Genomic DNA, 13,485 nt, shown 5'->3' with positions numbered 1-13,485 from the left:
AACATTGCGCGTAATAGCGGATTGACCCCATCATACCATAGAACGGGATCGCTAGGGAGAAGGCGGTGAGGTGTGGTATAGTGGACCTACGATGATATGGAAACGGAGAGAGCAGCATGGCGGGAAATGGAAGCAAGCATCAGAAGGCCGGAGCGGCTTCGGAATGGAAGCGGAAGACAGGAGCTTCTCAGGGGGAGCGTTTGTCGGGGGGGTATCGAGGGCAGGCAGCGGATAGCGGGCAGAGACGGGGAGGAGCTTCGCAGCGTTCCTCATCTATGACTGGTGCTGCCTCCGCGGAGGATGTGAAGAAGGGCGATCGAATCGTCGTGACGATTAAGCGTATTGGCATCAACGGCGAAGGTGTCGGCTATTTCAAGCGCAAAGCGGTGTTCGTCGAAGGAGCGCTGCCGGGCGAGGTTGTGAAGGCGAAGGTGACGCGGGCGGAGTCGGGCTATCTGAACGCTGAGATTGTCGAGCTTGAGAAGAAGTCGCCGGATCGCCAGAAGCCGCCATGTCCCGTCTATGATGATTGCGGGGGCTGCCAGCTTCAGCATATGACCTATGAGGCGCAGCTTCGGGCGAAGGAGGAGCTGGTGCAGGAGGCGTTCCAGCGTTACGCGGGAATCGAAAAGCTGCCAATGCGTCCCATTCTGGGCATGGACAATCCTTGGGGCTACCGGAACAAGGCTCAGCTTCAAACAGGGCGGCAGGGTGAGGATATCGTAACCGGCTTATATGCGGCAGGGTCGCATAAGCTCGTCGATATCGCTGGCTGCGCGGTGCAGCATCCCGTCGTGAATGAGGCCATTGACGGTACGAAGGCCGTCCTGAAGGAGCTGGGCATCCCGATCTATAATGAACGAAGCCGCGAAGGGGTTGTTCGTACCATTGTCGCGCGGGTAGGGCTGGCATCGGAGTGGGTGCAGCTGACGTTGATCACGGCCGTGGATCGCCTGCCTGACGCCAGGCGCCTGGTGCAGCGGCTGCGGGATAGGCTGCCGATGGTGAAGTCGATCGCGCAGAACGTGAATAAGGGCAAGTCTCCGCTCATTTTCGGCGAGCGTACGACGGTGCTGTGGGGGGACGAACGGCTGGAGGAGACGCTCGGGGACGTTCGCTTCTCCTTGTCGCCGCGCGCATTCTTCCAGCTCAATCCGGAGCAGACGGTGAAGCTGTACAATTCCGCCAAGGAAGCGGCGGCGTTGACGGGCGAGGAGCTTGTGGTCGACGCTTATTGCGGCACGGGCACGATCGGCATGTGGCTTGCAGGCGGCGCGCGCGAGGTGCGCGGCATCGAGCTGATTCCCGAGGCGGTGCGCGACGCGCGTGACAACGCCCGCGCCAGCGGCATCGACAACGCGCGCTTCTTCGAGGGTCGCGCGGAGGAGCTGCTCCCGCAGTGGGTTGCCCAGGGCGTGCGTCCCGACGTCGTTGTTGTCGATCCGCCGCGTACAGGCTGCGAGCTGCCGCTGCTGCAAGCCATCGCGAAGGCGCGCCCCCAGCGGCTGGTCTACGTCTCATGCAACCCTTCGACGCTGGCGAAGGACTGCAAGACGCTGCTGGCCAGCGGCTATAAGCTGGAATGGGTGCAGCCGGTGGATATGTTTCCTCAGACGAGCCATGTGGAGTGTTGTGTGTCGCTTGTAAGAATTATTGAATAGAAGTCGCAGTTACCTGATAAAGTCCGAACATTCCACTGTTCGGACTTTATTATATTTGGATGATTAATCAAATGGAGTAAATAAATTTTGGGTATTTCGGAAACACGTACCTAACTAGGGTTTGATACACGGCTAATTCATGAAGAAAAATTATGAAAGCAAAGAAATACTGGAACAATCTTGCCGGTTAAGGAGCAATATTTGCTGGTTCCTAGAGCAGTTAGATCTCAACTGCTACTTTCAAAACCCGTTCCTCCTGAGGAAGTTGACAGCATCTTCGGCGGGAATCAGATGAGTAACGAGATGAAAATCATAACCGGGGATCCGGGCCGGCGATTGTTAAATACGCGAATACCGAGAAAGTGGACCTCGTCGTGATCGGCAACCGTGGTTTGAACATGTTCCAGGAATTTGTTATGTCAGTCATAAAGTTGTAAAGCGAGTCCAATGTCCCGTAATAGTTGTTAAATAATGAAATACTAGACTACAGCACCTCTTTAAGTTCCGTTAAAGAGGTGCTGCTCTCATTTATAGAGAGTGATTCCGGTAATGAATTAAACGTCAAATCTTGTAAATAAGGCGGGTGTTGTTTGACGTTTACGCAGAACCGATTCGAATGCGAAGACTGCTGGAAGTCTTCGACTTCGCATCTGACTTCACTGGCACAGGAATGAAGTTCGCCGGTTTAACTTTTGTGGAAGATGGGGTCCAACCTCTTGCTCCACGTATAAAGTTGTCGATGATTAATCTGATCGGCTTAATAACAATGAGTTGCCTTTTGCCCGCGGAATGCCTGAAGAGCGGAGAAGGGAGATACAGTAGATGAGTAAATCAGCGGGATAAAATGGGCGACCAGAGTGGTTCTCCGGCCATCTCCGCTGTAGATGGGCTGGATCTAATCAGGGCTGTCTCACTTCACAGGTTGCAGTGAAAGATCTCGGATTTGTTCTCTTGCTCCAGCCAACGCTGCAATTCCTGCCCGATTGCGTGCGGATTTTCCTCCGTCAGATGGTGGAAGCCTTTGCCGATATCGAACAGCCTCAGGTTGGGCAGATGCTTCCTGCACCAAGCGAGCTGCGGCTCACGAACCGTGCAGCCGGGCGTCGCGTAGAACAGCAGCTTCGGGATGGGAGAGGCCGTGAACCAGGCATTTCGTGTATTCACAGCTTCCACGACCTCGGAAGGCTGACCTTCAATCGGAATTTGGTTCGGGAACACCCACATCGGTTTCCTGTCCTCCGGCTTGCGGAACGGCTCCCGGTAGTGCTCATGCTCTTCCGGACTGATTGGCCGGTTAATGATCGTGTTCGTCATGCCCTCAATGAACACGCTGTTGTCCCGCATGAACGGCCAGCCCTCCTCCGGATCGCGCAGCTTTTGGAACAACGGCTGCGCTTCCGGAGGAGAGAAATCCGACCAGGTCGCATTCGGAACCAATGCTTGTGGTTCGAGCAGTGCAACGGCTTTGACCTTATCCGAATGATTCATCGCGTAGTGCAGGCCAATCGCCGCTCCCCAGTCATGGGCGACCAACGTGATGCGGTCGAGACCCAGTTGTTCAATGAACCGGGTCACATAATCGACATGCTCCAGAAAGGTATAGCTGATATCCGGTTTGCCGGAGCGGCCCATTCCGATCAGATCGACCGCGACGCATCGGTTGGAGGCTTGAATGTAAGAAATGATATTGAGGAACGTGTACGACCAGGTGGGATTGCCGTGAAGGAACACGACTGGCTCGCCGCATCCGACATCGATATAATGCAGTTGGCTTTCGTTTACCGTCATATAACGGGATTCAAATGGATATTCTTTTCCAATAGGTAAGGTTTCGGAATGAGACATGGTTGAAACAACTCCTTTGTTTGAGGTTTAATGGAGAATGGATAATCCAAGTGTAGCATTCCCCCAAAATCGCACATTGTAAAAATGCGACAACTTTGTTGGCATAAAAAAAAGCCCGTCCGCTGTCTGCGGAAGGCTTGCGTTTGGGTAAGCCACTCAATAATACAAGTGTTCGACGGGGCGGGAGGAGGTTTCGTTCCCCTGGAAGGATCGTTTCAATTCCGGCTGAACCTCGCTGCGGAAAAATTGCTCGGGACTTACCCCGGCGAATGACTTGAAGTCTTTGGCCAGATGGGCGTGGTCTGTGTAGCCGCAAGCGTGAACGATATCCAGGTAATCGCAACCGGCGTTGCGCAGCCGAATCGTTTGCTGGAATCGGAAAACCCTCGCGAATTGTTTGGGGGACGCGCCGATCGAAGCACTGAAGCGCCGTTCTAGCGTGCGTTTGCTCACGTAAAGCTGCGCGGCCAACCATTCAATCGACAGCGCGCCCCGTTGTTGCAGGATCGCATCTGCCGCCGCTTGAATCAGAAGCTCCTCCTCCTGATCCCGCAGCTCAGACAGCAGGAATTGCTGCACGATGCCGACCCGCTCGCCGGCATCGGAGGCAGCGGCCAACTGTTCTTCCATATCCCTGACGCTTTGCCGGGGGAAAACAAGCTCCAGCGGCACATCTACATTCTGCAATTCATGAAGCGGAAAGCGCGTGAACCGGGACAAGCCTCCGGGCTTAAAGGATAGAATCACGGTCCCGATTGCGCCCGTGCCGATGTATTCTTTTACTTTGGCATGTATGCCGGTGATCCCGCTGGAGCCCATGGAAACGGCCTTTTGATTCTCCAGTAATTTCATGGGCTCTCCGTACTGTATGCCGATTATCGTCATGGTGCTGGGCAAAACTTTGACCGGATTCCGATTGGGAAAATTGACTACATTCCAATCTTCTTGCACCAGGATGCCTTCGATAAAGGGTTGTAATATCAGTAACGGGGTAAATTTTTGAACAAGCATGAGGCACTCCCTTTATGACAACAGAAGTTGATCGGTAACCGCTACACCGCCGCGCATTTGAAAGCGTCGCCCACAATCAACGTATTGTTGCTTGTATCGAGAACGGCCGTTGAACCAAGCGATCCGTATTCGGATAAGGTGGACTTCTTATAGGATTTCATTACGAATGTAACAGATTTAACGCATAAATTCCCCATCATTATACCTGATTTGAACTCCACAATGAAACGGTTATTAGAAGGGCGTCCTATTCTTCAGCCTCCCGGCTTCCCCAAATGCCTTATTTCGGTATTCCGTACACGAATCTTTTAATATCGCATGTTTGCTGGACGTCAATGTACGGATAGTTATCATCGGTCTATACTCTACACATTCGGTATTTCAAAGGACATGTGAGCGGATATTCATACGTGCACAATTCGAACATGCCGTTCAATCTGCCGCGTATATTTGATCGGCTGTATCGTGCGGAGCGCTTCCGTTCTGAAGGCTCGGTATTCCGGGTGGCGATTCCGAATGTCCATCGTTCGTCGAGCTGTATCAATCGATCGGCGAATGGATGAAAGTACCTCCAGCTGGGCGGCTGCATAGGATAAAGGGTCGATTCGTACATTGCGAGAGGAGCAATATGATGTACCCTTATCCTTGTTATTGGCCCCAATGGCAAAAGCCGATGCCATGCCACTGGTACCCATCCAATCCTTATTATGCCGACTGGAGCAATCGCAGCTACAGACCTTATGGCAACATGGTCTTGCAGGATTATGGACCGCGGCCGATTGTTGTGAATATCGATCAAGCCACCAAGCAGAACAGCAATTACCGTACAGCGTTATGGACGGGAGAGCATTTTCAAGTGACGTTGATGAGCATTCCTCCAGGTGATGATATTGGCTTGGAGGTTCATCCGACAACGGATCAGTTCATCCGGATTGAAGACGGCGAAGGCTTGGTGCAGATGGGCGACGGCCCGGACAGCTTGGATTTCCAGGCGATGGCATACGATGATTTTGCCGTTATGATTCCCGCTGGCAAATGGCATAACATCACCAATACGGGCGATCGCCCTCTGAAGGTGTATGTCATCTATGCGCCGCCTGAGCATCCATATGGCACTATACATGTGACGAAAGCCGACGCTCAGGAATCGACGGAAGCGCCGTAGCTTCATAACACCTGCATGGTAGAGATATGAACCTAGGAATGGCCTTGCTTGCAAGGCTATTTCTTGTGTTTAGCCTTGCTGCAGCGTCGCGGGATTCACTTCAGATGTTCGTATTTCCAGTTCATCCTATATAGTGGTACACTATAAACCTAATGTACTTTTGGGAACAAACTCAAATTCAGGTGAATGACTGCGGAGTGATGAATTGACTAAAGGAAAAGGCAAGGGCGGAACGGGCAGAGGGACGGACAAGAAGGGCTGGAACCGCTGGCAGGCAAGCGCGCGGAAGGCCGCGAGCGCGCCTAAGCCGTATAAGAGCAAAGGAACAAAAACGAAAGAGGGCTCGGCTTCGGCTTCTCAGAAGCCCCAAGGCAATAAATCAGAGAAATAGGATATCGATAAGGAATACCCAAGCTCAATCCTAAAGCCTCGCGGCGACACGCGCCGCAGAGGCTTTTCTCCCTATTTGGCGATACATCCCACATCTAAACGCAGTCGCTAGGAATTCTCATTTCTATTTATTAGGAGTTGTCTAACGCCATATGATCAAAAAAGAACTCGCGCACATACGCAAGCAATTTAAGCTGGATCATGATTTGTTGAAGCTGTATGACATTCTTAATGTCTATATTACGAAGGACAGCGAAGAAATCTATCATTACGAATGCCAGCCGTTTGCCCTGCTGGATCGGGAGAAGCAGGAGCTGTATATGGGCAATTTCAAGAAGCTGCTGGCTGGCGAGCTGGATCAGAAGCTGTTCGAATTAAAGTTCCAGGAGGAGGCGGAGGAGCCTTCGAAGGTGCTGCTTCATCAAGGAATGGTGACGGGCGACACGGAAGAGTGGATGAACCTGATGCTCGTCCTGGTAGAGAAAATGCTGAAGGACAACAGGTATGAACGGGACACAGTCGTGACTTTTGTGCGGGGGCAATATTTCCGGCCGACGAAGGCGCGCAACGATGAAGCCGAGGAGACGGGGAAGGACGAGATGTTCTCTCATCTGTTCATCCTATGCAGCGTTAACTCCACTGAGCAGCCGCGGAATACGCTCCTGTTCGACTACGTAGAGCGGGAATTCAAGTATAATGTCGTCGTCGATCCCATTATTAAGCTAAGCTCGCCGGATCAGGGTTTCTTCTACCCCAGCGTGACGGACAATGCGTCCGACGTGAATCGTATCCTGTATTGCGCAGGCAAGCCGAATGATCCTGATTTCCGGTTCATACAGGATGTGCTGAATGCCGAGCGAACGGTTACGGCGCTGGAGGAACGGGATTATTTTGAGGAAATAGTGAAGGAAGTAGCAGGAGAGCAGCTCGATGCAAGCACGATTGCCCAGGTGTACGAGGAGATTCATCAGATCATGGAGACTCATTCCGAGGAGGAGCCGCCGAAGCTGGACTACAAGGATGTGGAGCAGCTGCTGACGGCGAGCGGGGTCGAGAATGTAACGACGGAGAAGGTGGAGCAGGCATTCCATACGGTTATCGATGATAGAAATTATGAGCTGAAGGCGAGCAGCGTCATGCCTAAGTTCACTTCCAAATCGATTAAGATCGAGACCAAGGTAGCGACCGTATCGGTCAGCCCGCAGGACTTGAAGTATGTGAAGCAGGTCAACTACCGGGGGAAGCGCTGCCTCTTGATTGAGGTGGACGAGGATGTTGTTATTGAAGGGTTTACGCTTAGCACAGAGACGTTGTAGGGGCGGTCATATTCAGTACGAATGACACCTAGAATTACCTTCTACTATCTAGTAATATTTAGTTATTATTGATGGAGAGTGGGCGGTAGGATGATCGAACGAGGCGGCAAGGCTCCTGAACAGAAGCATACGGCAGGTCAAAGAGAAGGGGGTGCGCAGGGCGCTGCACCTGGTCGTGAACGGACTGCGCCGGGTGCTGTCGGGCAGCTCATCCAATTGCAGAAGGTTATAGGCAATCGGGCGGTTGCCCAGCTTCTGGCGAGTGGGCTGGAGCAGCAAGAGCGCCCTGAATATGCGGCGCAGCTAAGTGCCGGGGGGAATCGTCCTCCTCGCTCATCCGGGAACAGCGGGCTTCCGGATGCCATCAGGGCGGGCACGGAGGGGCTGTCTGGAATGGATCTAGGAGACGTGAGAGTTCATTACAACTCGGACAAGCCTGGCCAATTGGACGCGCTTGCCTACGCTCAAGGGAATGACATTCACCTTGGTCCGGGGCAGGAGAAGCACTTGCCGCATGAGGCTTGGCATGTGGTTCAGCAGCGGCAGGGGCGTGTGCAGCCGACTGTGCAGCTGAAGGATGTGGCCATTAATGAGGATGAGGGGCTGGAGCGGGAGGCGGACCTGATGGGCGATCGCGCGCAGCAGCTTGGCGTAAGCGGAGCGGCAGCTGCTCCTGTAGTCCAGCAGCCTCAGGAGGAACGGCTCCCGGAGTAAGGCCCCTCGTACAGCGAAGGATTCAACCCTATGAGACAACCTTTGCCGACCCGACGGTTGTATTGAAGTATGAGGGGCTTATGGAGCAAATTGTCAATGAGATTAATACGAAGGTGCTCCAGGCGCGCAAGGAAGCTGTAGCTTGGCAGACATTCGCGGCGGAAAGCACGAACAAATATCTCATGCAATGGTATACATCGGCGAATGCCTTTGTGCAGAATCCTGCAGCGGAGCCAAAGCTTCTTCACGCTCGTTTCGGTTATGCGATTGAGACGCTGGCCTGTACGAGACTGCCCAGCTCCTATAATGGCCTGAAGATTGATTTGCAGGTGTCCAGCGGCCATACACGCCCGGATATCGTCATATCGGACGGAGTGATGGAGCTGGCATGGATCGATATTACTAGCGAGAAGTCAGAGGAGCACATACTGGGCAAGGATGGATCAGGCTGGCGGAGAAGGCCTTTTGTATATGAAGTGCTGTACGATCAGTTGGACCTGCAGGAGCTTCTTGTCGCAACGAATGACAGCTTCTACAACGAATATGGAAGCTATGTAGCGAAAGAGCACCAGATCGAGCATGACATTCAGGTTGACATTAAGAAAGCCAAGCGGGACGAGTTCATTAAGCTCAGAGACACCAATGGCTGGGAGTCGGGTATAGGCAATGCCAAGAACAAGCAGGAGGCTACCAAAAACTTTCTGTTTGGTATAACCGGGTCTGAGGATATTTACGAGGAAGATTATAAGAACAAGCTGCAGCAAACCAAAGGCGCTCTGCATTATTTTGGACTAAACGCAGGACCGTTTGGCTTCAGGCAGGAAGCAGAGGATGGAACAGCGGCTCGGGATTACGTGCGCAAGGAGGCTGCCCCAAGAGTCGAGGAGCAGAAGGGTATTCTGGCTATGTCCAAGAATATCGAGCTGTCCCGTTTTTTTGAGCCGTATTATTCGAAGCTTAAGGTGGTTCAAACGTTTTGCGACCTGGCAGATGCGTTTACTCCGGATCGTGAGCTTGTCAAGACAGGCATGGCTCTTAAAGCGGCCATCATGGATTATGAAGGCATGGATCGGTTATTTTTGTACACCGAGACGATGCTTGCGGATGAGGAGCGTGTAAGGAAGCTGCAGGCACACGCTAAGGGCTTGCTGTCACAGTTCCCAGCAGTCTTGGATTTCGACAAGATTATAGAGTGGAGAAATCTGGTGAAGCAGTGCTACCAGACAGCGGAGCTGCTTCGACGAACCCAATCGGTACAGCACGCATTCATCCAGTATGTCAAACAGAAATACACCTATCCCAACACTCCGGGTCAAGTGCACGCCATTCTGATAGAGCTGGCTAAGGATACGCCGAACGCTCAGTTTATTGACGCAGCTCAGAATTGGATGTTGGCTAACCCTTAAGGGGGTTGTTGCATAATTAGACGAGCTGTTGAGAGAAGGAGGTTCTTGTACAGATAAATGTAGAGACGGTTATGCAGGAGCTGGAGGCAATCGGCAAGGAACGGATGAAGAAGCTGTATATATCGAACGGGGCGCATGAGCCTGTATTCGGGGTAGCGACAGGCGAGATGAAGCCGATTGCCAAGAAGATTCGCAAGAATCAAGCGCTGGCGGAGGAGCTGTACGCCACAGGGAATTATGATGCTATGTATTTCGCTGGCGTTATCGCGGAACCGCAAGCTATGACCGAAGCGGATTTCGAGCGCTGGATCGACCAGGCTTACTTCTACATGCTGTCGGATTTTGTTGTGGCGGTTACGCTGTCGGAGACGGACATTGCGCAAGAGGTGTCTGACAAGTGGATTGCAAGCGGAGACGATCTGAGAATGTCTGCGGGCTGGAGCTGTTATTGCTGGCTGCTGGGAAGCAGGCCTGACACTGAGTTTGCCGAGAGCAAGCTGGCCGAGATGCTGGACAAGGTGAAGGATGCAATACACGATGCGCCGCTGCGGACCAAATCGTCGATGAACAATTTTTTGTACACGGTTGCTGTATCCTTCAAGCCGCTGCACGAGAAGGCAGTGGAAGCCGCAAGAGAGGTCGGACCTGTAGAGTTCAAGAAGGACAACGCCAAAAGCAAGCTGTTGAATGCCTCCGACATGATTCAGAAGGCAATCGACCGTGGGGGGATTGGCTTCAAGCGCAAATATGTGAGGTGTTAGGGGGAGAGGGCCTGCCTGCATGCCATAGCTCGCGCAGCGAACGCAAGGGGAAGGAAACAGGCAAGGCCGCTGTAACTTTGCGCTTGTCTTGGATATCTGGACATCCGAGACACCTCAGAACACCTCAGAATGCCCAGTTGCCTTGGCGGAACACGGGCTCAGCCTGGCCGTCTTTCGTGATGCCGTCAATGTCCATTTCGGCCGAGCCGATCATAAAGTCGACGTGAAGTATACTTTGATTCAGACCGGCCTGCTCCAGCTCCTCGCGGGACATGGAGGCTCCGCCCTGAATGCAGGTGGGGTACGCATTGCCAAGAGCCAGGTGATTGGACGCATTCTCATCGAATAAAGTGTTGAAAAATATAATATTCGAGGCCGAAATAGGTGAGCGATGCGGCACGAGCGCGGCTTCGCCAAGGTAACGGGATTGATGGTCCAAATCCAGCATGGCCTTCAATGAATCGTAGCCTTTTTCGGCCGTGAAGTCGACGACCCGCCCATTCTCGAAGGTCAGGCTAAAGTTTTCAATGAGATTGCCTTGATAGCTGAGGGGCTTCGTGCTTCGAACAACACCTCTTGTGCCGTCTCTGTGCGGTGCGGTATATACCTCTTCAGTCGGCACATTCGGGTTGAAGGTATGGCCCTGCTCGTTCCTGGAGATGCCTCCATTCCAGAGATGATTGTCAGGCAGCTCGATGATCAGGTCAGTGCCCGGCGCCTTGTAATGGAGGCTCTTGTATTGCTTGCTCTCCAGATAAGCACGCTTGGCGAGCAGATTGTTGTTATGCGACTCCCAAGCGGCTACGGGATCCTCGTCGCTCACACGGACAATTCGGAATATGGCCTCCCACAAGGCTTCCACGGCGTCCTCGCCCTGAAGCTCCGGGAACACCAGCTTGGCCCAGCCCTCGGATGGAGCCGCCACGATCGACCAAGTCATTCTCTTCGAGGACATATAAGACCGGAAGGTGGCGAGAGCGGCGGAGGATACTCGCGAGAACTTCGAGATTCGGCTCGGATCAATGCCTTTGAGCAGCTCAGGGTCCTCGGAATGAATAAGCAGATAAGCCCCGCCTTGCTCCGCCAGTGCTGTCATGGCCTGAGCCCGCCACGCCGGATAATCCTCGAACGCTTCGTCCGGTGCCAGACCATACGTCAGCTTCGTGACTTGCTCGTCACGCCACTCCACATGTACTTTCTTCGCGCCTGCTTCATAAGCTTGTTTCACGATGAGCCGGACTAGCTCCGGAACATGAATGGGGGCATTGATCCACAGCTCTTGTCCCTGCTGAATATGTACCGCTGTTCTGACGATCAGATCGGCGTATTTGTGTAAATCGGTTATAGACGGCATTTGTTATTCCTCCTATTGGAATCTATTGCAGGCCGGATCGGCCGAATCGTTTACATTGCAAGCATAACAGATTGCGGTAAGGCTTCAAACCTGTCATCAGGAGTGGACAAAACAAGCCAGAGCCAAATGATGAAGGGGGTTATATCATGCGGTTTGTCAAACACATTGTATTATGGATGGCTACTACAATTTTAATTGTGCTTGCATGGTTAGCTTTGGAAATGACGGAAGGCTTCAAAATAACAACCACTGAATACTATGGCTTGCAAAATGGCGGCTTTAGTTATGTCGCGTTAGTGTTTCTGATGTCAGTCCCTCTCTACCCGGTCATTGTTGGTCCGTTATCTTGGATGTTCCGCAGGACGGTTAACACAGCGGTGTATTGTACGGGTATGATCATGCTTAGTGCGGCGGGAGGCTATACGATATTCCGCAGCTGGTATGACGAGGGTTTTGTAGGCTGAATAGCTGGACTTCGATCTGGCTGTTTGGTGCTGCTGGTGCAGCGTATAGCCTGCTCGACATTTATTTGGAGCGTAAGGCTCGCCGGCGAGCTTGAATAGGCTGCGGTGTTGCGGCTGCCAAGTCCTGGTCTACATCCGGGTTAAGGCCATAAGTTGCACGACTTTGGGACCCGGCTTGCGTGTATTTGTCTGACGCTTCTGCTCCGATTGGATTAATTTGTTAGGCTTGCTGCCGAAAATAAAGGATTCTTGCCTGAAGGCGACGAATCTTGTGAGCCGCAATCCATTGGACAGAAGGTGTGATGATGTTGATTAAGAAGTGGAAATGGGCCGTAAGTATGGCTGCTGGCTTGGCGCTGCTGGCTGCAGCTCCTTATGCTTCAAGCGCTGGCAGCGCACAAGAGGAGGCAACCATCCGGATCTATTATGGGGTTCAGGCGGGGGATACCTTATACGGAATCGCTCGAAAGCATTATTTGAACGGCGATTTCACAAGCCTCGCGAAGCAGAATGGACTTGATCCTGATGAAAAGCTTAGAGTGGGAGCGCAGCTGGAGCTCAACAATCCGCTCGTATTCGATTATTACACGGTGAAGAACAACGATACGCTGTATGGAATTGCAAGCCGTTATTTCAGCCGGGCCAACTATATTAGCGTGTTGATGCAATACAATCAGTTGAAGAGCGCTCAAGCGTTGAAGGCAGGTATGGCCCTGCGAATACCGCTCCCAGCCGGAGAGAAGAGACATCTCGTTCAAGCTGGCGAAACCTTGTTCAGCATCTCAACGGTCTATTACAAGGTATCCGATTATCAAAATGCAATTGCGAGAGCTAACGGCATGCAGGTTGCGGCGAGCGTCATAAAGGTGGGGCAGGTGCTTCAAATTCCGAACCCATTCTACAGGGCAGAGGACGCTTCCGTTGGCTTGTCGACAAGTGTGGCCGCCGCGGTTCTGAGCGTTGAAATCGATCTCTCCGAGCATAAGCTTGATGTGAAATCTGGAAGCAAGGTGTTGAAGAGCTTCAGTGTCGCGAGCGGGAAAAAAGGGCTGACGCCCACAGGCACCTTCGAGATTGCCATGAAGCTTGAGAATCCGTGGTACTCGGCAAAAGGGATTGCTGGAGGGGCAGCGAATAATCCGCTGGGCAGCCGCTGGCTCGGTCTAAGCGTTCCGAATACGAAGGGGGAGAAATACGGCATTCACGGTACGAATGCTCCTGAATCCATTGGTACGAACGCTAGCGCCGGCTGCATCCGGCTGCTGAATGAGGATGTGGAATGGCTATACAACTTGCTGCCAATGGGAGCGAAGGTCGTCATCCATCCATAAGTAAATGAAAATTCGAAATGGATAAAATTGTGACTTGAAAGTTTGTTTTATAGTGTGATATTATATG

The 13,485-nt window shown here is 52.5% G+C and carries 13 protein-coding genes; 10 read left to right on the top strand and 3 right to left on the bottom strand.

Annotation, left to right across the window (positions count from 1 at the left end; genetic code table 11):
- The first annotated feature begins 116 nt into the window (after positions 1 to 116).
- Complete coding sequence (gene rlmD, locus AB1S56_RS20920; protein WP_340873400.1) at positions 117 to 1,661, top strand: 23S rRNA (uracil(1939)-C(5))-methyltransferase RlmD; 1,545 nt, start codon at positions 117 to 119, stop codon at positions 1,659 to 1,661.
- Positions 1,662 to 2,023: 362 nt separating this feature from the next.
- On the top strand, positions 2,024 to 2,098 hold the full coding sequence (locus AB1S56_RS20915; protein WP_367903476.1) for a hypothetical protein: 75 nt from the start codon (positions 2,024 to 2,026) through the stop codon (positions 2,096 to 2,098).
- 478 nt (positions 2,099 to 2,576) lie between these two features.
- On the opposite strand, the gene AB1S56_RS20910 is transcribed toward AB1S56_RS20915, so the two are convergent.
- Complete coding sequence (locus tag AB1S56_RS20910; protein WP_340873399.1) at positions 2,577 to 3,506, bottom strand: haloalkane dehalogenase; 930 nt, start codon at positions 3,504 to 3,506, stop codon at positions 2,577 to 2,579.
- 156 nt (positions 3,507 to 3,662) lie between these two features.
- Positions 3,663 to 4,517, bottom strand: coding sequence for a helix-turn-helix domain-containing protein (locus tag AB1S56_RS20905; RefSeq protein WP_340873398.1), 855 nt, complete (start codon positions 4,515 to 4,517; stop codon positions 3,663 to 3,665).
- Positions 4,518 to 5,148: 631 nt separating this feature from the next.
- On the opposite strand from AB1S56_RS20905, the gene AB1S56_RS20900 reads away from it, so the two are divergent.
- The 6 genes from AB1S56_RS20900 to AB1S56_RS20875 all read left to right on the top strand — a co-directional run bounded on the left by AB1S56_RS20900 (position 5,149) and on the right by AB1S56_RS20875 (position 10,269).
- Positions 5,149 to 5,682 carry a cupin domain-containing protein gene (locus AB1S56_RS20900; RefSeq protein WP_340873421.1) on the top strand — a complete coding sequence of 178 codons (534 nt, stop codon included), beginning with the start codon at positions 5,149 to 5,151 and terminating at the stop codon, positions 5,680 to 5,682.
- Between the two features lie 205 nt (positions 5,683 to 5,887).
- Positions 5,888 to 6,073 carry a DUF3934 family protein gene (locus AB1S56_RS20895; protein ID WP_340873397.1) on the top strand — a complete coding sequence of 62 codons (186 nt, stop codon included), beginning with the start codon at positions 5,888 to 5,890 and terminating at the stop codon, positions 6,071 to 6,073.
- Between the two features lie 151 nt (positions 6,074 to 6,224).
- The gene (locus tag AB1S56_RS20890) at positions 6,225 to 7,388 is read left to right on the top strand and encodes a DUF4317 domain-containing protein (RefSeq protein WP_340873395.1); all 1,164 of its coding nucleotides are present in this window, start codon (positions 6,225 to 6,227) and stop codon (positions 7,386 to 7,388) included.
- Positions 7,389 to 7,478: 90 nt separating this feature from the next.
- Positions 7,479 to 8,102: a DUF4157 domain-containing protein gene (locus tag AB1S56_RS20885; RefSeq protein ID WP_340873394.1), complete on the top strand. Its 624-nt coding sequence runs from the start codon at positions 7,479 to 7,481 to the stop codon at positions 8,100 to 8,102.
- Positions 8,103 to 8,182: 80 nt separating this feature from the next.
- Positions 8,183 to 9,508 carry a hypothetical protein gene (locus tag AB1S56_RS20880; protein WP_340873393.1) on the top strand — a complete coding sequence of 442 codons (1,326 nt, stop codon included), beginning with the start codon at positions 8,183 to 8,185 and terminating at the stop codon, positions 9,506 to 9,508.
- 53 nt (positions 9,509 to 9,561) lie between these two features.
- On the top strand, positions 9,562 to 10,269 hold the full coding sequence (locus AB1S56_RS20875) for a DNA alkylation repair protein (RefSeq protein ID WP_340873420.1): 708 nt from the start codon (positions 9,562 to 9,564) through the stop codon (positions 10,267 to 10,269).
- A gap of 124 nt (positions 10,270 to 10,393) precedes the next feature.
- Here the strand turns inward: AB1S56_RS20875 and AB1S56_RS20870 are convergent, their stop codons facing one another.
- Positions 10,394 to 11,623, bottom strand: coding sequence for an aminopeptidase (locus tag AB1S56_RS20870; protein ID WP_340873392.1), 1,230 nt, complete (start codon positions 11,621 to 11,623; stop codon positions 10,394 to 10,396).
- 146 nt (positions 11,624 to 11,769) lie between these two features.
- Here AB1S56_RS20870 and AB1S56_RS20865 point away from each other — a divergent pair, with 146 nt between their 5' ends.
- Entirely contained in the window at positions 11,770 to 12,087 is a 318-nt protein-coding gene (locus AB1S56_RS20865; protein ID WP_340873391.1) for a hypothetical protein, read from the top strand.
- A 302-nt stretch (positions 12,088 to 12,389) separates the two neighbouring features.
- Positions 12,390 to 13,418, top strand: a complete 1,029-nt coding sequence (locus tag AB1S56_RS20860; RefSeq protein ID WP_340873390.1) for a LysM peptidoglycan-binding domain-containing protein — start codon at positions 12,390 to 12,392, stop codon at positions 13,416 to 13,418.
- Positions 13,419 to 13,485: the final 67 nt, after the last annotated feature.

The sequence above is a fragment of the Paenibacillus sp. PL2-23 genome (assembly GCF_040834005.1).
In the GTDB taxonomy this organism is placed as follows: Bacteria; Bacillota; Bacilli; order Paenibacillales; family Paenibacillaceae; genus Pristimantibacillus.
This window is presented reverse-complemented; position numbering and strand designations above follow the sequence as displayed.

Bases quoted from the DNA above. Each gene is read 5' to 3' on its own strand.
- rlmD (WP_340873400.1), top strand. From the start codon at position 117: ATGGCGGGAAATGGAAGCAAGCATCAGAAGGCCGGAGCGGCTTCGGAA.
- AB1S56_RS20880 (WP_340873393.1), top strand. From the start codon at position 8,183: ATGGAGCAAATTGTCAATGAGATTAATACGAAGGTGCTCCAGGCGCGC.
- AB1S56_RS20905 (WP_340873398.1), bottom strand. From the start codon at position 4,517: ATGCTTGTTCAAAAATTTACCCCGTTACTGATATTACAACCCTTTATC.
- AB1S56_RS20865 (WP_340873391.1), top strand. From the start codon at position 11,770: ATGCGGTTTGTCAAACACATTGTATTATGGATGGCTACTACAATTTTA.
- AB1S56_RS20870 (WP_340873392.1), bottom strand. From the start codon at position 11,623: ATGCCGTCTATAACCGATTTACACAAATACGCCGATCTGATCGTCAGA.
- AB1S56_RS20885 (WP_340873394.1), top strand. From the start codon at position 7,479: ATGATCGAACGAGGCGGCAAGGCTCCTGAACAGAAGCATACGGCAGGT.
- AB1S56_RS20890 (WP_340873395.1), top strand. From the start codon at position 6,225: ATGATCAAAAAAGAACTCGCGCACATACGCAAGCAATTTAAGCTGGAT.
- AB1S56_RS20860 (WP_340873390.1), top strand. From the start codon at position 12,390: ATGATGTTGATTAAGAAGTGGAAATGGGCCGTAAGTATGGCTGCTGGC.
- AB1S56_RS20910 (WP_340873399.1), bottom strand. From the start codon at position 3,506: ATGTCTCATTCCGAAACCTTACCTATTGGAAAAGAATATCCATTTGAA.
- AB1S56_RS20900 (WP_340873421.1), top strand. From the start codon at position 5,149: ATGTACCCTTATCCTTGTTATTGGCCCCAATGGCAAAAGCCGATGCCA.